We start from the raw sequence: 19,857 nt of genomic DNA, 5'->3' as shown, positions 1-19,857 counted from the left end.
AATGCAATTGGTATAAGACTATCCGGGGGCAAAATCGCAAACACTCGGTTAAATGTGTCGTGGGATGGGATACCACCTCGCTGAGACAGCCATTTCTTGAACCATTTTTCCCGTTCCTGAGCAAAGAGTGAGATCTCAGTCCATGTGTCAAACCCACACATCATGGCGCATGTTGCCATGAACACCACTTCTGAGAGGACATGTGAGCACTTAGACTCCAGACGTGGGTCATCTAAGGAATCAAGGTATTCGACCAACGGTTTTTGGGACATCTGTAGACACCGATTGGTTAAGATCTCTACTATATACCGGTCTGCGGATCGCCTGCCAAAAAACAATGCTAATACGCATGCTCAACTGTTCGAAGTATGATCAAGTTGCTCAAAAGGTGATCATGCGTTACCCCTGATCGTTAACCTTGATGGTTGCGTGCTTTTTGATGAGTTCGCGCAGGTTACTCAAGAACAACAAGGTATTGGATTTACTCGGTTTAATGAGCAATTTCCCTTTGTACTTCCTGTGATTGACCCCTAAGAAGTCAAAACGCTTGCTGATGTGGGTAATATGCGTTTTCTCTTCGGAGAGTGTTAAGCCTCTTTCCGCTAAGAAATCAGCTATCAACGGTTTGATATCGTTCTCGAGCACTTCCTTTGAAGCGCAAGTGACGACGAAATCGTCGGCGTATCCAATAAAGTTGGCTCTGGCACCCTTTTTGAGTGCTGTAGACTTTATGCGCTGCTCAAGTCCAGCAAGTGTCATTAACATTAAGGTTGGGATATTACTCCTCCTTGTGGCGTGCCCTCATCAGTACGATAAAACAACCCTTTATCCATAAAACCAGACTTTAACCATTGTCCCAACATTCGTTTATCTATGGCGATATTATCCATTAGCCATTGATGCCCGATTTTGTCGAAGCAGGATTTGATGTCTCCCTCAAGAACTCATTGCGCTGATCTCTTTAGAGCCAAGCATTTGAAGCACTGATCGACTGCGTCGGCAGTGCTACGATTGGGTCTAAATCCATAGCTGTTAGGGTCGGCAAACGTCTCTGATATAGGCTCTAATGCAAGAAGGTGGAGCGCTTGTTGCGCTCTGTCTATCATGCATGGGATACCAAGAGGTCTGAGTTTGCCATTCTTTTTGGGGATATAGATACGCTTAAGTGGTTTGGCTTGATATGCCTTCCTGCTCAATTGATTTACTGCTTTCATGCGGCGTGCATCCGTGTTCCAGATGACACGATCTATTCCAGGCGTTCTACTGCCTTTGCTTTTTTATACTCGTCTAACAGCAAGAAGTTTTGCTGAACGCGAGTGAGTCAGTATCCATTGCAATGCTTTCGCCTTACCGTGTTTACCTTCTCGTGTTGCCTTTGCAATACGCATTTGAAGCTTTAATACATGCGGTTCAACGACAGTCTATGGACTGCCATTGTTCGCTGTCAGGAGAGGCACTAATCTCTGTTGAAATCATCATTTGCGTTTCTCCTTGAATAAAGTTCTTCAAATTATCTTGCAACGGGAGACCATTCGGAAGTGGGCTCACTTTCGTGATCAGACACCAGTCTGTATCTGCATCGTTACAATGCAGCTTTTGCTTTTTCCAACCTCCTATACCTGCACCGCTATAGTGCAGAGAGTTCAGCGATCACGAAAGAGTATGGGGCAACCTCTTTCCGACTCTCATTGCCTTTTGGCCACAGCGTGTAAACCACTTCCGCTGTTTCAACGTATAACGCACCTTATGCGGATTCACTTATGTTCATCATACTGACAACCTAGCACTCACCCGATTTGTGGTTATCAGGGGGGGCTTTGTCTCACGATTTAGCCCCCGACAAGTTTTAAACCTATCTTCGTTACATTGCCAGAGCCGCTGCTTTATTCAGGCTCCGAGGTTCATCTGGTGATACAGATGGTTCACTCTAAAGCGTTGAACAGCGCTTTATACGACCTCACGTCACACACCCAATAACGTATTGGTGACCAATTTTTACTATATTCGGACTCATGAAGGTTAACTTTACCTCACTATTGTTACCGGTCTGTTCGGCATTGAGAAGTACAGCAAGGACCAATCTAGCTATTTAAGCAATACTGATGGTTGCTTGGAAAGCTCGCCAACAGAAAGTGCTCATCCGTTGCGATCAAGATATGCTTTATACTGGCTCCGATAAGCGTAGTTTTCTTAAAGTGAACAATCAAGGGGGACTATTACTAACGGTCATAATAAAGCAGTTACTGGGAGCTTTCTCATTACGGTAAAAGCTAGGATTACGCGAAAGTCTACAAAACCAGAGCCTATATTCGCGCTAAAACATTGAATAAAAAGTACATTCCCACAATTAAGAGCAGCATCATAGTAGGATAATACGGAGCGTCTTCGATGAGCTCAAGAAGCTATATTTGGGGAAAATAAGAAAGTGTCTAAATAGCTAAGGGCTTACAAAAGCCCCTAGCAAACAAGTGTAATACCAATCATTAAATCGAAAAATTTTAATAAAGAAAAGGTTAGCATCTAAACGACGCTAACCTTTTCATTGTTCATTGTATGAAATGAAAAACATACAACTTGTCACTACGAGTCCGCAATTAGAACTTGAAGTTAACACCTGCGTAGAAGTAACGGCCTGTCACATCATAAGCTTCAGAAGCGGTGTTGATACCAGTGCCGCCATTTACTGTCCCCTGAGGTAACAGAGGTGGTTGCTTATCAAACAAGTTTTTCACACCAACAAAAGCTTCAATTCCATTGCTAAAGTTATAACGAGCATTGATGTCATGATAGACTACGGCGTCAATTTCATTACCAACAGTTAAAGGCTGACCTGAGTTAAAGTTGAAGTTCTCACCATTGATTGAATCAACTGCTTCGTCCCAGTAGCGCATGCGCCATGCAAAACTAAAGTCGTCGATGCCGTATGCAAGATTTAAGTTAGCACGATGCTCCGGAGTTAATACTTGGCCCACATAATCAACAGCTTCACCACTTTCGATACCTGTGATTACATATTCAATTGTGTAGTTCCAAACCAATTGAGTGCTGAATGTCCCCGGCCCAAGATCCATGCTATAAGTAATATCAGCATCGATACCTGAAGTATCAATTTGGTTCTCGTTGCCAGTTCCTGAATCTACTGATGTAAGAGCACCATCTTCATTACGAACTGACGCACCAGCACAACTTGGATCGAAATCTGTAGGTGACACTTCAAAACAACGTCTCATAACAGTTGAACGACTAGTACTAGTAATAGCATCATCAATTGCAACATTGTAATAATCAACAGTAAGCGAAAGATCGTCGATTACCTGCCAGATAGCACCAACACTGTATGTTTCAGCGGTTTCAGCTTTAACATCTGGGCTGCCACCTGTAGTTCCGCCGGTTCCCTGCTTTTCTGCTTGAGTTAACTCAAATGTGCCATCTTTAACAATTCGATCATTGATAGCAGAAATTGAACGGCAGTTATCAGCAACGTTACCTGCAGTAGTTGCAGTTACACCACTACACGGATCTGATACAGAAGCGAAAGTTTCACCTCTACCACCAAATAAGTCTGAAATATTAGGTGTTCTAATTGCTGTTGCAGCAGATGCTCTTACGCTAAATGTATCAAATGGAGAATATTTAATACCAGCATTCCATGTAACGTCACCACCAGTAATTGAGTGATCACCATAGCGCGCCGCTAAATCTAGTTCTAAATTATCTAAAAGGGGTAGTAACGTTTCGATATAAATATCTTTAGTGATCAGCTTGCCATAGGTCGGTGCTGATTTGTTGGTGCTTGAAGCACCTAACTGAGCCATATCTCCAGGACTATAGCTACCAGTTTCTTCACGGTATTCGCCACCGACAGAAAGTCCAATATTTCCACCAGGGAGTTCTAGAGGTACTTCACCGCTAAATGACGTTGACAAAACAAACTGCTCTGTTTGGCCAGCTGCTTTAGCTGGAACAAATACATAAGCAGCAGCTTCAGGGCTAATTGTATTACCGCCGAACAAATTCAAAGGTGTACAACCTTGCAAACGAGCCTGTTCATTGGCACATATAAGGTTACCTTCAGCATCCTTAATCACATCAAGCGCTTGAGCTGCTCTTTCAATGTTAACCTGACCACCATTCTCTTGCAGCTGATTTGTTTTACCCCAGCTGAAGTATGAATTGTTTGACCATGTATCACTAATCGCCCAGTCAAAACCTGTTGCTACGCGAATAGTATCACGCTCTACATCAGTAGAACGAGCACCGAGTTCAACCATACGGCGTACAAAAGTTGTCTCATTTAAATTTGTTACACCACCAGCGATCAACTGCGCACGAAGCTCTTCAGGGATCAATGGTGAGTTAACATCCATACCCGCAGTACCGTTACGGTCTTTTAACCAGATATCATTTACTACATGCAAAGGTGTCGGTTCAATTGTCGAACCATCGGTGCTTGTTGAGTTCCAGTTTATTTCAGTAAAGACTGAAACATCATCATTTATCTCTTGAGTCAAACCAGCCGCCGCATATTTGCGATTAAGTGGTGTGACTAATTGACGATACTGTGCGCGGTTGAAGTTTCCACTGTAAGGGGTACCATCAGCATTTAATTTCTTAGTGATAGGATCGCCATCTTCATCCAGATCATTTAGGTCTTTATAAGTAATTCGACCTTCTGGAGGGTAAGAAGACTCAATAGGTCCGATAACTTCATTTCCATTATCGTCTAATATCCAACCAATATCTTGGTTCGAGAAATCTCGGTCACTTGACTTAATACCGTCATCTTCATCATAACCTAATGAAACCCAAGCGTTGCCATTACCCCAGTTTCCACCAGTAGTAAAACTAACAGTTTTAGTATTACGATCTCCTTCTCCAGATGTTCCTGCTTGAGCGTTAATTTCTACTCCTTCGAAATCCTTGCGAGTAATGATGTTCACAACACCAGCTACAGCATCAGAACCATAAATCGCAGAAGATGCACTTTTCAGAATTTCGATTCGCTCAATCATTGACGTAGGAATCGAGTTTAAATCGACTGCATAACCGTCGCTAGGAGACTTACCAGACACAAAACGACGTCCATTAACTAGAACTAGAGTTCTTTCATCACTTAAATTACGCAATGCGGTAGTATTAAGGCCTACAGCAGAAGTTGTAAATGCTGAGTTTGACTGATCTGAACCGGCAAAAGCGACTGGTGACTGGTTAAGAACATCAGCTACGTTAATTGCACCAGTTTGTAAAATATCTTCACGAGATAGCACCGTGATTGGTACCGTCGTTTCTAGGTCAGTACGCTTCAAACGTGAACCTGTTACTTCAATACGTTCAACAGTACTTTCTTCTGCCGCGAGTACTGCTGGAGCAGCAAAAGCAGCAGTCATTGCACCACTAACAAGTGCTAAGCGCACTGAATTAGCTAGTAAGTTATTCTTATACATTGTAAATCTCCCTGGACTTTCTTTTATTGTTTTATACAAACAGACCAAATTATTAACAAAAAGTTACACCCAGCCTTATTTGCACACAAATAAAAACACAACCGAAACATTTTTACAACAGAGTGTTCAATATCACGCAAAGGTTGTAGCTTTAAAGTTGCATTCATGCGTTTATAGCAAATAAGGGGAGCAGCCTGAGCCGCTAATGCTGACTAAACATAAAGGTAAAACTAAAAGGCTGGAGTTAGGTAATTAACATCAACAAAAGCACAGAACACTTCTTCCCTGCGCAAAACGTTAAACCTAAGCGACTGTAAAACAACGAATAAAAAACCAAAAAAAAGAAGTCGAAAGTTGTACCTTATGCAAATTAAGTGATAAAAAATAATGGTGAAGTTCGATAGAAAATATGAAAAACAACGTAAAAGTCAGTGATACATACAGTCAATATTTGTTTATGCTGTCCTATAAACAACCTACTCCTTCTAGAGTTCACACTCCATACGTAAACATATTGTTACGGGTTAGGGTTCACTTACCAAAAACAATAAACAGCAATAAACCACTGTAAACAAAGGAGTAAACCCTCCAGCGCTAAATCCAAGATAAAAAAATACATTTTTTTATCTAAAACGTACTAGCTGCCCAAAAATCAAGCAGCGAACAGGCATGTTACAAGCTTGTCACTCTTCTAAATATAATTCGAAACGAAAACCTAGGCATGCATATCAATCGCCTTCCATAGATTTAGCACGTTAGTCACTTATGGTTAAAGTAGAGAGGCTACTGTCAGGTTAGAAGCTATACGGATAGAGGTATGTGTGGCTAAAGCGGTTCAAGTTGCAGTATGCATTCAATGATTGATTAACAATCAGAATTTTAAGATTCCCCTTCTTTACAACCTCGAATTGGGGGGTAACAAAAAAGCCAGTAACATAAGTTACTGGCTTTTAAAATGGTATAACTCAAGTTAGAACTCAACGAGAGTAGTTGCGCCCATAATCACATGTAGTATCTAATACCAATTGCGATACCGTCATCTTCAGATATTTCCATAGCGGCTTGCTGCGCTTTATCTGCGCTTGTGAAGTCACTAAAGTTTTTACGGCCTTCTAGGTAAAGTACGGTGTTTGAATCCCAAACATAGTGGATACCCGCTACTGCGAACTGACGTTTAAACACGTCACCATTATATGCAGCTTCATACTCGTCACCCGCATCTAAAATGTTGTAAGAAACGAAGGTACGGATACCGTTATCAAATTTGTATGAGAACAGTGATTCTACACCCCAAGCTTCTGGAAGAATGCGACCTAGGTTGTCTGTATCATGGAATTCTTGCTTGTTAACGTTTGCAGCGCCGTAGAAGCCTTCGCCGTCCCAGTTACCCCAAGTGATACCTGCACCATAAATAGAATCTGTTTCAGTGAAACGCTGGCCAGCTGATGTTGTAGCTTCAAACTCGCCTAAGTTGAAACCAGCGGTAAGTGTAAGCTTATCAGTAACGTTATAAGTTGCCGCACCACCGTAGGTGTAGTTGTATTCAACTGTTGTTACAGCATCAGTAGTATTCGTGCCAATCGCTTTAACAGCCATAAAGTTAGCCGTTGGCAAAATAGGAGAAGAACCATCTTGCTCTTCATCTACATTAAAGCTGTCTTGCTTTAACTGTGCTTGTAGCGCGAAGCTAAAATCACCGAATGCATTACGGTATTGAACAGTCTTGTCGCCACGACCAGTACCATTTACTGCACCGTCTGCTTTGTTGTATGTGTAAGTACCAGAGGCATTACCATCCCAAACAAAACCGTAGTTAGTGTTGTAAACAACATCGTACCAAGCGCCCCACTGCTTACCAATGGTGATAGAACCATAAGTATCGTGGCTCAAACCAACATAACCTAAACGGTTATTAAGAAAGTCACTGCTTTGAGATTCAAAGTTACTTTCACTGCTGTATGCGATAGAGCTGTTACCGAATGGGTTTACGCCCCACTCTAGTTTGGTATAGGCCTTCCAACCGTCGCTCATTTCACGAGTAAAACCGAAGTTAATGCGTGAAGCGCCGTTTACGACTTGAGTATCACCCTGGGTGTTAATGATTCGAGCATCAATGAAGCCGCCGATTTCAACTGCGTTTTTACTGTCTTTATAGATTTCGATTGCTGATGCTGTTGGTACAAAGATCACTGCGGCCAAAGCCGATGCTACTAAAGTCTTTTTCATGTAATGCCTAACCTTTAATTATGTTCAGTCTGCTTCATCAATATTTAGTCCATTCCGTTGTTTTCTTTCTATCCTAATTGCAAACGAGGTTAGCAAAAGATTAGCAATCACTCAAAGACGAACATCACATAAACAGCCATGTTTTGCACTAAATTAACTAGCGAAACCACAACCAACAAAGGATTAAACCATCTGTTAACACTTAATCAGCAGACCATTAATAGCTATCAATCTAAATTAACGTCATCTGATTTGAAGTCACCTGACTGAAACTTTTATTCATTATTGAAAGTATTGGCTCGGCAATAGGTCCTAACTGGCGATTGATATAGTAATCGAAATCAATCGGTGATGTCTGATGTGAGACAGGTTCAGCACCGGAAACTGTCATTACATATTCGATCCGAGCGCCTCTTTTAGTCACGCTCTCATCGTTAGTTGCGTCATACAATAATCTAGCCGCTTTAAGGTGTGGTGAAGATTTTGCGGTATAGTCTTCAAGATTACGTCTTAGGTTTTTTACGAAAATAAGCTGCTCGCGATAGGCGCCACGATTTAGATCCGCAATGGTAGATTTAATGTAACCCTCCACATCTTGGTGATTGAACAATCGCTCATACAGCTCATACTGCACGCGTCGAGCTAAGGGCGACCAGTCACTCCTTACCTGCTCCATCCCTTTAAAAATCAGTTCCTTCTCACCCTCTTTCGTTAGTTTAGTGCCAACGTAACGCTTTTTAGAGCCTTCAGCAGAACCTCGGAGCGTTGGCATAAAAAACTGTTCAAAATGAGTTTCGAACTCCAATTCGAGAAAACTCTCTAGCTTAAAGTCTTCAATTAATTTTTGCCGCCACAGCTGATTAACTTGTGCCGCCAAATGCTTACCCGTCGCCTGCACATTGTTGTCGTCAAAGTCATTTCCCAACCATACAAATGTTGAATCGGTATCGCCATAAATCACCTCAAAGCCCGCTTCTTCTATCCAACTTCGCGTTTGCTTCATTATTTCATGACCACGCATCGTAATGGAGCTGGCAAGCTTAGCATCATGAAATACACAGCCACGGGAGCCAAGTACCCCATATAACGAATTCATTATGATTTTAATCGCTTGTGATAATGGGGCGTTGTGGTTGGTTTTGGCCTGCTCTCTTTGTTCCGAAAGGTGCTTAATCAACTGCGGTAATATGGGGGTTTCACGACTAAAACTCGCACCTAAATAGCCTGGAATGGTTTCAGTTTCAGCTTGCTCTGCAGATTCAACGAGTCCTTTAGGGTCGATAAGAAATGTTCGTATTATCGACGGATAAAGGCTCTTAAAGTCCAACACTAAGATATGCTTATATAGCCCTGGTACCGAGTCCATCACATAACCGCCAGGACTTTCAATGCCGTCACTTGCAGGCGAGCTAGGCGCAACATAGCCGCTTCTATGCAGGTGCGGTAGATACAGATTCATGAATGCAGCAACGGAAGCTCCAACTCGTCCAAGCTCTAAGCCGGTCAGCTTAGCTCTCTCTATAGCAAAATCAAACAACTGCGTTTTTTCAAATATGTCCCATACCAATCGGCTGTCAGTTAGATTGTAATGAGCTAAAGCAGGCTTATCATTTGCAAAGAGTTCATTAATCTCCTCCATTCTATTGCCAACATTGTCGATAGCCTTCCCTTCATCCAGCAAGGCTCGAGATACAAATTCCAGCGAATAGCGATCAAACTGGTAAAACGCAGCTTTTAACCAATCAATACCATCTAGCACAACTCGACCATACAGTGAGAGCGTCTCTGGTCGAAATTTATCTTCAACTTTCCACGATAGGCTTTGCTTATTGCGCCCAATTGTCAGTGCAATGCCATGATGTTTAGCTCGCCGATATAACAGAGCTAAATCAAATGTCACAACTGACCAACCGATTATGATGTCTGGATCGTATTCGTTAAACCACGCTATCAATTCATGGATCAATGCCACTTCATTGTTAACCCATTGAATGTAGTTAACCTCTACCTCTTGAGGCTCACCCACCATGATCACTTTTTCAAAAACCACACCACTTTCCGTCTGGCCATATAAACCAACGGAATAGAGTTCACCAGAAAAACTACATTCAAAATCAAGCGAGATGGCTTTAAGCGGCTGTACTAGCTCTGTTGGTCTCGCTTTTTTAGCGATAAAGCGCGGTTCAACACCTTGAGCAGCTTGTAAATAATAGCCACTAAATTCAACATCTAAGGCAATAAATCGCTCGATGAGAAATCGATGTTCAGCCTTGATATCACTTTCAAACAACTCAATAGCTTGGTCTTTAGCAACTCGAATTAAGTGACGCAGTTGCCTTATATCATTGCAATAAATCGCACTGACTTGTTCCAGTTGAAAGTTTTTTAACGGCAGGCGTTTACTGCGGATATTAGTCAGCTCTCTATGCTGGAAAATTAGCCCTTCATCTGTGGTGCGAATAAAGCAAACATGCGCTTGTTCTGGAATTTCAACGATGACCGGACCCGATGCAGTTGCAATTACATATTCTAAACTTAACCCTGTTTTATGCTGAGTAACATGACGAGTTAGCACACGACCTTTTATTATCTGTAACGCATTGGGACTAGGATTCATGGCTATATACTCAATTAAATTCACGAATAATCACATAACTCTTCTTAGGCTATGTAATCACTGTTATTATGTACAGCATTATTTACTGGACCAGTGCATTCATGTTATCGGCAGACGTTAAAACCCAGATCCGTACTATATATAAAGGCATCGCTTCCTCTTTGCCCAACTTTCGTTCTCGGCGAGAACAGAACTATATCGTCGCGGAGATCTCGAAAACACTTGCAGGTGAATACGATAAACAACGCCGAATAATCGTAGTAGAAGCAGGTACTGGTATTGGTAAGTCATTGGCATATATTCTAGGGACCATTCCTCTAGCATTAGCCAGTAAGAAGAAGGTCTGTATCGCAACAGCGACTGTGGCACTGCAAGAGCAGTTGCTTCACAAAGACTTGCCCTTTTTTCTGCAGCACTCAGGTTTAGACTTTACCTTTGGCTTAGTTAAAGGGCGTCAGCGCTATGTGTGTTTATCAAAACTTGAGATGCTGGTCGGCTCAGATAACAGTAACCAAATGGCAATGTGGCAATCTAAGCCCGATCAAAGCCAAGTTGATATGCTCGAAGGCCTACTTAAAGATTATAAAGAGTCGCGCTGGAATGGTGAGCGCGACACACTGACTAAGCCACTACCCGATCATCTATGGCAACAAATAGCCTGTGATAAACACAGTTGTCATAAACAGCTTGCCAGCCATAGAAACTGTCCATTCCATAAAGCCCGTGAAGATATCGACACTTGGGATGTGCTTATTGCTAACCACAGTTTATTGTTTGCAGATTTAGAACTTGGCGGCGGCGTGATTTTACCCGATCCAGAAGATCTCTATTATGTTATTGATGAAGCACATCACCTACCCATCGTTGCCCGTGACTTTAGTAGTGCTCAAGCCACTATTCGAGGCGCCACAGATTGGTTGGAAAAACTAACCAAAACGACGTCAAAGCTGCAAAACCAGATTAAAAGTAATTATATTATTGCCCCTGCGCAAGCAATGCTTGACCACATTGGTGATATCAGCGGCTTACTTAACCAGGTCGCTCATTTTTGTGACGCTCAAGCTAAACAGTTTGATAACCCTGAAAGTCGCTTTCGTTTCGAACACGGCAAACTGCCACCAGCTCTACTTATTCTCGCAGAAAACTTAGCCACGGCCTCTAATGTTGCGCTTAAACAGTTTAACAAAATGCTCGCCCTGCTAAATGAAGCGATAAAAGATGGCGATATCCCTAAACATCAATCAGAAGCATTACTGTCAGAAACCGGCTTTATGCTGCAGCGTATCGAGAACTTACAAAAGCTGTGGAAGATGATGGCCAAACAAGATAATCCAAAAGGCGCACCTATGGCTCGCTGGATAGAACAGCTGACAGGCAAACAATCAGATTATTTATTCAGTGCTTCACCGATTGAAGTCGGCTTTATGCTTGAAAACTTACTGTGGGATAAAGCAGCAGGGGTTGTGCTGTGTAGCGCGACACTGAGAGCACTAAATAATTTTAACCATTTTACTCATCAAGTTGGTCTATCCATTAATGATGGTAGTCGATACCTCGCTCTCGACTCACCATTTGATTTTGAACAGAATGCCACGCTATTCTTGCCGCAAATGGATACCGAGCCGACCCATGATAACTATACCGATGAACTGGCAAAACAGATTATCGCGCTTGTTGAAGATGAGATGGCAAGTCTAGTGCTGTTTGCATCATACTGGCAGATGGAAAAAGTTGCTGATCTGGTCGAAAATAAAATTAAGACAAGCCTACTCATTCAAGGTACCTTACCACGACAAGAGATCTTAAAGCAGCACAAAGCCCTTTGTGACGACGCGAAACCAAGTATCATCTTTGGTACTGGCAGTTTTTCAGAGGGACTCGATCTACCCGGAGATTACTTAACAAACCTCATAATAACAAAGCTACCTTTTGCCGTGCCGACCTCTCCAGTAGAGCAAGCTCACTCAGAATATATTAAAATAAAAGGTGGAAACCCCTTTTTGCAACTCACAATCCCAGATGCTTCGCGCAAACTGGTACAGAGTTGTGGTAGATTACTCCGAAAAGAACAGGATTACGGTCGAATTTCTATTTTGGATAGACGCTTAGTGACCAAGCGCTATGGAAAATCCCTATTAGATGCCCTACCACCTTTTCGACGTGTTATTGAATAGGACAACGATTGGACTTAATACTAGACCCGAGTAGCTGGGCTTTACTGGCATTGATAGGGTTAATAGCAGGATTTATCGACGCGGTAGCTGGCGGTGGAGGGCTGTTATCAATACCGGCTTTGCTTACCATGGGGGTACCTCCTCACATGGCACTGGCTACCAATAAGCTAGCTGCTTGCTTTGGCTCATCAATGGCAGCCTACACTTATTATAAGCAACGACTATTCTCTCCGAGCTTGTGGTACCACACATTTATAGCCACTTTTATTGGCGCAGTTATTGGTACATTTATCGTTTCGATTATCGATAACCGATGGCTAGAAAAGTGGTTACCGCTAATTATTATCGCTATCGCTATTTATACGCTTTTTCAGCCCAATGCCATGGGTTGCAAAAACTGTGAAATACCTGTGAAACCCAAAAGCAAGTTTAAGCAGTGGCTACAAGGTCTGCCGCTTGGGTTCTACGACGGCTTTGCTGGGCCCGGTATAGGTGCATTTTGGACGGTAACCAGCACCGGTATGCATAAGTTGCCATTGCTTTATAGCTTAGGACTTGCTCGAGCAATGACTTTTACCAGTAATTTAACGTCATTGATTATATTTTTAATCATGGGTCAGGTACATTTAGCCATAGGGTTAGCGATGGGGGTTTGTATGATGATTGGCTCCTACATTGGCGCTCATTCTGCCATAAAATTCGGCTTACCCTTTATTAGACCAATTTTCGTCACCATGATTTTACTGATTGCGGCTCAGTTAGCTTGGAGTGCTTGGGCATGAACATTAATGAACTCATTAATAAGCTCAAGCAGCAATTAAAGCAGCTAGAGCAAGATGTATTACAGCATGATGCAGCCCTACCACCTGGGCAACGTAAAATGATGCAAGATGTAGAACGTTTTAATAATGAGCTTTTTGTACAAGAAGGAGCACAGCTTAAACCCTGTATTGATCAGCTATCTAGAAATATTAACCAACTGCAGCAGCTTCTCTTAGCAAAGCGCTCCCACCATACTATTATCTCCAGTTGTGAAAAAATTCAGGATAGATTTAGTGCGGTACGCCGAGCCCTCTCCACCACAAATATCAATATAAAATCATTAGAGCAGCAAAAACGTACCCGACGCGCACATGCCATTAAGCGAGGAGCGAAAGCACACCAGCAAAGTGGTTTTAGTTGGATAGCTTCAAATGTCATGCAAAATAGTCATCAACTTTATGAAGAACTTAACAAACATTTGAACTGGGCTAAAATTATTGAACAAAAAATTGAAAATTTGCAATCTTCTCTTGAAAACTGTCATAGTGCTGACAAAATCAAGTTACAGAATGAGATCCTTGCCCAACATTCACGTTTAGGCAAATGTCGACAAGCTACTAGTTATATTGAAGATCGCATCCAACTGTTCGAGCGACCTTTCAAAAGCCAAAATCGTTAAGGAGCAACAATGAAATCGCTACTACCCATCACCGCAATTCTCGCTTTATGTGGTTCCTCTGCAGCATTTGCTGCAAATTTGAATATTCCTATGGCATTTGAGTATATTGCGCTTGATGGAAAAGAAGTTGAAACCAGTTTGTTTAACCACAAATCTGAACTTGAACTAGATAACGGCACCCACAAAATTGCCATTCGCTACAACGATCTTGTCGAAGATGATTTCAGTGACAGCGAGACGAATATAAAATCCTCTCCTTTTGTTATCACCCTTAAAGTTGACGGCGATTATGAATATCATATGAAACCAGCTGACGGTGATTTCGTGAAGCACCCAGCTAAGTTTGCTAAATCACCTCAAGTGGTTATTACTCGTCAAGATAAAGGCAATGTAAACTATCAGGTTACTCAAACTAATATCACTGAAGAGTCCTTTGTTTCTCGTCTATTTAGCGGCAACTCCGCTACTGATGTCGATGTCGAAGCAGCTGTAGCAACTGGCGCAGCTGTCAGTGTCGCATCTTCAGCGCCAACAGCCCCAGTAAGCAAGGCTTCACCTGCCGTTGCAGCAACAGCGGTTACCGCAACGGCTGCTACAGCGAATAAAACTGTCACTACGGCAGATGATGCAGCAAAAGCAGAGCAAATGCTTCAGTACTGGTGGCTTCACGCAGATGACAAAACACGAAAGGAATTTATGAGCTGGGCAATCAAACAGCTTTAACCCAATAAAGCATGCTACCGCTGATCTATCACGCCAGCTATTCTAAGCTGGCGTTACCCTCCAAACACCGCTTCCCTGCAACTAAGTATCTTTACCTATACCAGTATTTATTACAGCAAGGGATCGCACAACCATCTCAATTTTGCGCTGCACAAGCGGTCACACAACAAGCATTAACTGAAACACACTGCGGCAACTACGTAAGTCAATTCATCAATGGCACACTTGATGCCAAATCAATGCGACGCATAGGGTTTCCTTGGAGCAAGTCCCTATTAGAAAGAACATTGCGCTCTGTCGCGGGGACTGACTTAACCTGCCAAAAAGCCATAGAACATGGCTGCGCTATCCATTTAAGCGGAGGTTACCATCACGCTCATCATCAATTTGGCAGCGGCTTTTGTATTTTCAATGATTTAACCTATGCCGCTCAACAAGCGTTAAAACAACCAGATATAGACAAAGTACTTATTTTTGACTGTGATGTACATCAAGGCGATGGCACCGCTACAACCGCAGCAGCCTTTGATAACATCGTCACTTGCTCAATACATTGCCAACACAATTTTCCCGCTCGTAAGCAGCAATCTGATTACGATATAGAACTTCCTCGTGGTACAGCTGATAAACATTACTTAGAAACTGTAGCTCAGACTCTTGGCTACCTTATTCGCCTGCATCAGCCCGATCTGATTATTTACGATGCTGGTGTTGATATTCATATTGATGACAACCTTGGCTACCTTAATATTAGCACTGAAGGAATTTATGCCCGCGATAAGTCCGTCATGCAGCAAGCATATTCAGCCAAAATACCCATTGCTTGTGTGATTGGAGGGGGATACAGTAATGAACAAGACCTACTGAATATTCGACACAGCCAACTATTTTTAGCCGCTAATTCAGTTTTAGCCAATAACATCTAAAAATAGCGCTATAGATTGGAGGATCAGAGATAACTCCGGGAGAAGTATATGCAATTAGACATAAGAAATTACTACGAAGTTCTGTTACTTGAGATGCTTTCAGACGAAGGATTGTTAGATGAATTACCTGCGGATTATCTTGCGGATCTATGCTGCATTACACTGAATAAATTACCAACTCGATATATTCGACACTTGGTTGATACCTACTTTTTTGAAGATTATGCAGAGTTAACAAAAATGAAGTCAGAAATTCATAAAGCGTTAGAAGAATCTAGAGCATTTTTAAAGGCAAACCAGAAAAAAGAGGCGTAGATAACAAAGGGAAGCTTCAATCGTGTAGAGGTTTCCCTAGTCCCTAGCGTCAGGCAATAGAGCTCAAAGTAACATGAAACACTGCTATTACGGCATTGAACGCCAATCATCTAATTTTTGAGAATACACTAAGATTTTTAACAAGAGACGAGTAGAGTTTTGGAGGTTTCCCTAGAGCCACACCCCGGCACATGAGTCACTTGCTGCGGTTGCTCCCTTCCAGGCCTGGCCGAGTTCACAAGTTATCATTGCGGGGGGACCCTAGGGTCACCACTGATTTCGTTGAAAGCAGTTGCTCTCAAGAACGGCAGCATTATCTACCATGAATCGAATCCAAGCAAGTCCTTATCGAGTTTCAGCAGCTAATTTTGGTTCAATCGCTGCTTCTATAGACAAAAGCCCTCAATAGAAGGCTTATTTACACTTATATAGTCGGAAAATAATATCGCTACAGACTCAAAATGGCCTTATTTTGCTCTATCAGCTTATTGCCTATACCTTTTACGTTGGATAGATCATTGATAGAGCCAAACTTACCGTGTGTCTTTCGGTAGTCGACGATAGCTTTCGCTTTTGAATCACCAACACCTTTCAGCGTCGATAACTGGGCAGCACTAGCTGAGTTGATACTAATAACCTGAGCACTCTTTTGGATAGATGTTTTACTACTATCAGCGGCGACCTTTTCAACGGCTGCTTGTGCTGATGAAAACGACATAAGGCAGGTAAATAATATAGCGGGTATTAATTTCTTATTCATTGACTGTATCCTTGTATGTTCCATTAGTGAGTAACCTCAATCCGTCTCCTTGGCTACGTTGCAAAATGTAGATCACCGCCACGAAATACGCCATTAACCGACCAACATCTCACGCAAAAGTTTTACGCATCGGTCAAGATCACAAAACAGCCTTACAGATAAACTTTCAATAACTCTAAATAAGTATTCAAATCTATTCGGTTTGACGGGAAAATCTGTAAGTTGCAAACACGTGATACAGCCTTAGCTCAAACTTAACCACTAAACGTGCTTCGCATCACCTCAACGGAGCTTCAGTTTTGTCAGATAATAACAACATGAGCCATTTTGAAGTTAATCACGACTGCACTAGAGTGTTTCAACCGACAATAATAATGGACTGACAAATGTCTTTAGACTCTACCGAAGCACCTAATCAGATCAGTAACAGCATTACAGCTCAGCAGAAAAAGTTAATAATACTGGCCGCAGATATCGCATTGCTTTTCTTGATGTATAATTTTCTCCCCTTTGAACAGGGAGTTAATACTGGACTCGCTTTGCTGACTTTTGCCGCCATATTGTGGCTAACAGAAGCAATACACATCAGTATTACCGCTATTATGATCCCTATACTCGCGGTGCTCTTTGGTGTGTTTGAAACCCAAGCTGCCATGAGTCACTTTGCCAACCCCATCATCTATCTGTTCTTTGGCGGGTTTGTATTGGCAGCAGCCTTGAATCATCAAGGAATAGACCGTCTAATTGCGCAAAAGGTACTAACGGCGTCTAAAGGCCGGTTATCGGTAGCTTGTGTCATGCTATTTGGGATCACAGCACTACTGTCGATGTGGATAAGTAATACTGCTACCACTGCGATGATGTTGCCACTTGCACTTGGGATCTTGCATCAGATAGACATAACCAAGCATAAGAGTACCTATCTGTTCTTACTTCTCGGTATTGCTTATTCTGCAAATATTGGTGGTATTGGTACATTAGTGGGTAGCCCACCTAATGCGATTGCTGCCGCTCAAGTCGGTTTATCTTTTAGCGATTGGCTAGAGTTCGGCTTAATCACTGTCGCGATCATGCTGCCACTGATGTTAGTGGGTCTTTACTTATATTTAAAACCCGACCTGTCAATGGTTTGTGAAGTAAAAGCCGAAAAGCAATCACTGACTTTCCAGGGAAAATTAACACTACTTATTTTTATCACCACAGTCTGTTGTTGGATATTTAGTAAGCCGCTCTCACAGGCATTAGGCGGTATCTCTAAATTTGATACGGTTGTAGCGCTTAGTGCTGTTGTGACTCTTGCGGGACTTGGGTTGGTACAATGGAAAAAAATTGAGTCAACGACCGATTGGGGCGTGTTAATTCTATTTGGTGGCGGCCTCACTTTAAGTGCTGTACTTAAAGCAACTGGAACGAGTGTATTTTTAGCCCATTGGGTTACCGATATATTTGGCAATGCTCACATGGCACTATTCATTTTTGCTGTAATCGCATTTGTTGTCATGCTGACCGAGTTTGCCAGCAATACCGCCAGTGCTGCACTTTTAGTTCCAGTGTTTGCCGCCATTGCAGAAGCACTTGGGTTATCACCTGTGATGTTGTCAGTTCTCATCGGTATTGCTGCTTCTTGTGCATTTATGCTGCCCGTTGCCACACCGCCAAACGCCATCGTTTATGGTTCAGGCTACATTAAACAATCCGAGATGATGCGTGCCGGCGTTATAATTAACTTCATTAGTATGTTTGCGCTTTATATTATTGCGCACACTTTCTGGAATATTTAAGACGACTTCACTCAAACAAAGGATGGAGTATAGTCAATCCATAACATAAATTAAGCCACTGTAAGTAAACACTTACAGTGGCTTAGTCGCTTTAAGTGATAGCAAATTACAATGCAGCTAACCCCTTATCTAGCGCGGTGATGATATCTTCGACGGCTTCCAACCCGATTGAAATTCGCAATAGATTGTCAGTTATTCCTGCTTTCTCTCGCTCTTCGGGGCTATATGGTGAGTGTGTCATCGACGCAGGATGTTGGATCAGTGACTCAGCATCTCCTAAACTCACGGCGATAGAAAACAGATCCAACTGATTGATAAATCTGATTGATGCTTGCAGATCTGCCTTCAACTCAAAGGCTATTACCCCACCAGCTCGTTTCATTTGATGGCCAATGAGTACATTACCACTGTGACTTTTTAGCCCTGGGTAGTAAACCTTGGAAACTTGGCTATGCCCCTCTAAAAACTCTGCCACACGTTCAGCGCTATCACAGTGGCGCTGTAATCTGACATCGAGAGTTTTAAGGCCACGTAGGATGAGCCAAGCATCGTGAGGAGAAATAACCCCACCAATGTCTTTAAGCACCTCATACTTAATCACGTCCATCTGCTCACGGCTTGCACACACTACTCCCGCAATCACATCGCCATGTCCATTGAGGTACTTAGTAGCACTATGGATCACAATATCAATACCGTGTTTTATTGGTTGTTGCAGCAACGGGGTCATAAACGTGTTATCAACCACACTAACCAGCTTATGTGCTTTTGCTATACGGGCAATGGCATCAAGATTGAACACCTTTAGATGGGGATTAACTGGGGTTTCACAAAATATGACTTTAGTATTGGGTTTAATCGCCGCTTCTATTTCATCTAGTCGACTAAAATCAACCAAAGTTACCTCAATGCCAAACTTAGCAAGTTGAGAGTTCATTAATGCAAATGTACAGCCATAGACCGCATTTGATGCGATCAGGTGATCGCCTTTCTGTAAATTTGCTAATAAGGCAGCTGAAACTGCCGCCATTCCCGATGCGGTCGCCGCAGCACAATCACTGCCCTCGAGTGCTGCGATTCTACGTTCTAGCTCAGCGGTAGTCGGATTACCTAAGCGAGTATAAATAAAGCCAGGTTCCTCCCCGGCAAATCTAGCCCCACCCTGCTCTGCACTGTCAAACACAAAAGTTGCACTTTGGCATAACGGTGTCACTAGGGCACCATGTTCATTAGGTATATGCCCAGCATGAATAACTTGTGTTGCTTGCTGCCACTTGTCTTGCATTTCAATCTCCCACTCAATGCTTGTTGAGCAGATGCGATAAATTAATAGTTGTTGTTTGCATCTGTCTGGATGCCAACCAAATCAATAGATATCAAATAGAACGGCATAGTTGGCTACGAAGTCGCTCATTCCTTCAAGCCATTAATAACAGCTGAAATGAGCTAA

13 protein-coding genes, 1 other RNA gene and 1 pseudogene are annotated in these 19,857 nt (G+C 42.4%); 7 read left to right on the top strand and 8 right to left on the bottom strand.

Annotation, left to right across the window (positions count from 1 at the left end; all coding sequences use genetic code 11):
* From AB4238_RS01480 to AB4238_RS01460, 5 genes and pseudogenes are all read right to left on the bottom strand, one after another.
* Positions 1-272: transposase family protein (locus AB4238_RS01480; protein WP_372030736.1), on the bottom strand; the 272-nt coding region annotated here is incomplete at its 3' end.
* A 136-nt stretch (positions 273-408) separates the two neighbouring features.
* A pseudogene (locus AB4238_RS01475) lies at positions 409-1,479 on the bottom strand (group II intron reverse transcriptase/maturase); the annotation flags it as partial.
* A 1,115-nt stretch (positions 1,480-2,594) separates the two neighbouring features.
* Positions 2,595-5,444, bottom strand: a complete 2,850-nt coding sequence (locus tag AB4238_RS01470; protein WP_372030735.1) for a TonB-dependent receptor domain-containing protein — start codon at positions 5,442-5,444, stop codon at positions 2,595-2,597.
* Between the two features lie 1,002 nt (positions 5,445-6,446).
* The gene (locus tag AB4238_RS01465; protein ID WP_372030734.1) at positions 6,447-7,670 is read right to left on the bottom strand and encodes a porin; all 1,224 of its coding nucleotides are present in this window, start codon (positions 7,668-7,670) and stop codon (positions 6,447-6,449) included.
* A gap of 232 nt (positions 7,671-7,902) precedes the next feature.
* Positions 7,903-10,287 carry a DNA polymerase II gene (locus AB4238_RS01460; RefSeq protein ID WP_372030733.1) on the bottom strand — a complete coding sequence of 795 codons (2,385 nt, stop codon included), beginning with the start codon at positions 10,285-10,287 and terminating at the stop codon, positions 7,903-7,905.
* A 101-nt stretch (positions 10,288-10,388) separates the two neighbouring features.
* Between AB4238_RS01460 and dinG the strand changes: the two genes are divergently transcribed.
* Genes dinG through AB4238_RS01430 form a run of 6 tightly spaced genes read left to right on the top strand, consistent with a single transcriptional unit; the run spans position 10,389 to position 15,866 of the window.
* Positions 10,389-12,461 (top strand): ATP-dependent DNA helicase DinG, encoded by a 2,073-nt coding sequence (dinG, locus tag AB4238_RS01455; RefSeq protein ID WP_372030737.1) that lies wholly within the window; start codon positions 10,389-10,391, stop codon positions 12,459-12,461.
* A gap of 8 nt (positions 12,462-12,469) precedes the next feature.
* On the top strand, positions 12,470-13,243 hold the full coding sequence (locus tag AB4238_RS01450; protein ID WP_372030732.1) for a sulfite exporter TauE/SafE family protein: 774 nt from the start codon (positions 12,470-12,472) through the stop codon (positions 13,241-13,243).
* Positions 13,240-13,902 (top strand): primosomal replication protein, encoded by a 663-nt coding sequence (locus tag AB4238_RS01445; RefSeq protein WP_372030731.1) that lies wholly within the window; start codon positions 13,240-13,242, stop codon positions 13,900-13,902. The genes AB4238_RS01450 and AB4238_RS01445 overlap by 4 nt, the downstream gene beginning before the upstream one ends.
* A 9-nt stretch (positions 13,903-13,911) precedes the next feature.
* A complete protein-coding gene (locus AB4238_RS01440) occupies positions 13,912-14,625 on the top strand; it encodes a DUF2057 domain-containing protein (RefSeq protein ID WP_372030730.1) in 714 nt (237 codons plus the stop codon).
* Positions 14,626-14,636: 11 nt separating this feature from the next.
* Positions 14,637-15,551 (top strand): histone deacetylase, encoded by a 915-nt coding sequence (locus tag AB4238_RS01435; protein ID WP_372030729.1) that lies wholly within the window; start codon positions 14,637-14,639, stop codon positions 15,549-15,551.
* Between the two features lie 48 nt (positions 15,552-15,599).
* Positions 15,600-15,866: a late competence development ComFB family protein gene (locus tag AB4238_RS01430; protein WP_372030728.1), complete on the top strand. Its 267-nt coding sequence runs from the start codon at positions 15,600-15,602 to the stop codon at positions 15,864-15,866.
* 168 nt (positions 15,867-16,034) lie between these two features.
* Here AB4238_RS01430 and ffs read toward each other — a convergent pair.
* Both ffs and AB4238_RS01420 read right to left on the bottom strand, forming a co-directional pair.
* An RNA gene (gene ffs, locus AB4238_RS01425) (signal recognition particle sRNA small type) lies at positions 16,035-16,131 on the bottom strand.
* A 183-nt stretch (positions 16,132-16,314) separates the two neighbouring features.
* Positions 16,315-16,626, bottom strand: a complete 312-nt coding sequence (locus AB4238_RS01420; RefSeq protein ID WP_372030727.1) for a ComEA family DNA-binding protein — start codon at positions 16,624-16,626, stop codon at positions 16,315-16,317.
* A gap of 386 nt (positions 16,627-17,012) precedes the next feature.
* Between AB4238_RS01420 and AB4238_RS01415 the strand changes: the two genes are divergently transcribed.
* Complete coding sequence (locus tag AB4238_RS01415) at positions 17,013-18,407, top strand: DASS family sodium-coupled anion symporter (RefSeq protein ID WP_372030726.1); 1,395 nt, start codon at positions 17,013-17,015, stop codon at positions 18,405-18,407.
* A 106-nt stretch (positions 18,408-18,513) separates the two neighbouring features.
* On the opposite strand, the gene AB4238_RS01410 is transcribed toward AB4238_RS01415, so the two are convergent.
* Positions 18,514-19,692 carry a PLP-dependent aspartate aminotransferase family protein gene (locus AB4238_RS01410; protein WP_372030725.1) on the bottom strand — a complete coding sequence of 393 codons (1,179 nt, stop codon included), beginning with the start codon at positions 19,690-19,692 and terminating at the stop codon, positions 18,514-18,516.
* Positions 19,693-19,857: the final 165 nt, after the last annotated feature.

It is taken from the genome of Shewanella sp. 10N.286.45.A1 (assembly GCF_041470405.1).
In the GTDB taxonomy this organism is placed as follows: Bacteria; Pseudomonadota; Gammaproteobacteria; order Enterobacterales; family Shewanellaceae; genus Shewanella.
The sequence above is the reverse complement of the archived record's forward strand: the minus strand, read 5'-3'. Positions and strand labels throughout refer to the sequence as shown.

Coding starts and splice junctions, on each gene's coding strand:
- AB4238_RS01440 (WP_372030730.1), top strand. CDS start 13,912: ATGAAATCGCTACTACCCATCACCGCAATTCTCGCTTTATGTGGTTCC.
- AB4238_RS01460 (WP_372030733.1), bottom strand. CDS start 10,287: ATGAATCCTAGTCCCAATGCGTTACAGATAATAAAAGGTCGTGTGCTA.
- AB4238_RS01430 (WP_372030728.1), top strand. CDS start 15,600: ATGCAATTAGACATAAGAAATTACTACGAAGTTCTGTTACTTGAGATG.
- AB4238_RS01445 (WP_372030731.1), top strand. CDS start 13,240: ATGAACATTAATGAACTCATTAATAAGCTCAAGCAGCAATTAAAGCAG.
- dinG (WP_372030737.1), top strand. CDS start 10,389: ATGTTATCGGCAGACGTTAAAACCCAGATCCGTACTATATATAAAGGC.
- AB4238_RS01415 (WP_372030726.1), top strand. CDS start 17,013: ATGTCTTTAGACTCTACCGAAGCACCTAATCAGATCAGTAACAGCATT.
- AB4238_RS01435 (WP_372030729.1), top strand. CDS start 14,637: ATGCTACCGCTGATCTATCACGCCAGCTATTCTAAGCTGGCGTTACCC.
- AB4238_RS01410 (WP_372030725.1), bottom strand. CDS start 19,692: ATGCAAGACAAGTGGCAGCAAGCAACACAAGTTATTCATGCTGGGCAT.
- AB4238_RS01420 (WP_372030727.1), bottom strand. CDS start 16,626: ATGAATAAGAAATTAATACCCGCTATATTATTTACCTGCCTTATGTCG.
- AB4238_RS01465 (WP_372030734.1), bottom strand. CDS start 7,670: ATGAAAAAGACTTTAGTAGCATCGGCTTTGGCCGCAGTGATCTTTGTA.
- AB4238_RS01470 (WP_372030735.1), bottom strand. CDS start 5,444: ATGTATAAGAATAACTTACTAGCTAATTCAGTGCGCTTAGCACTTGTT.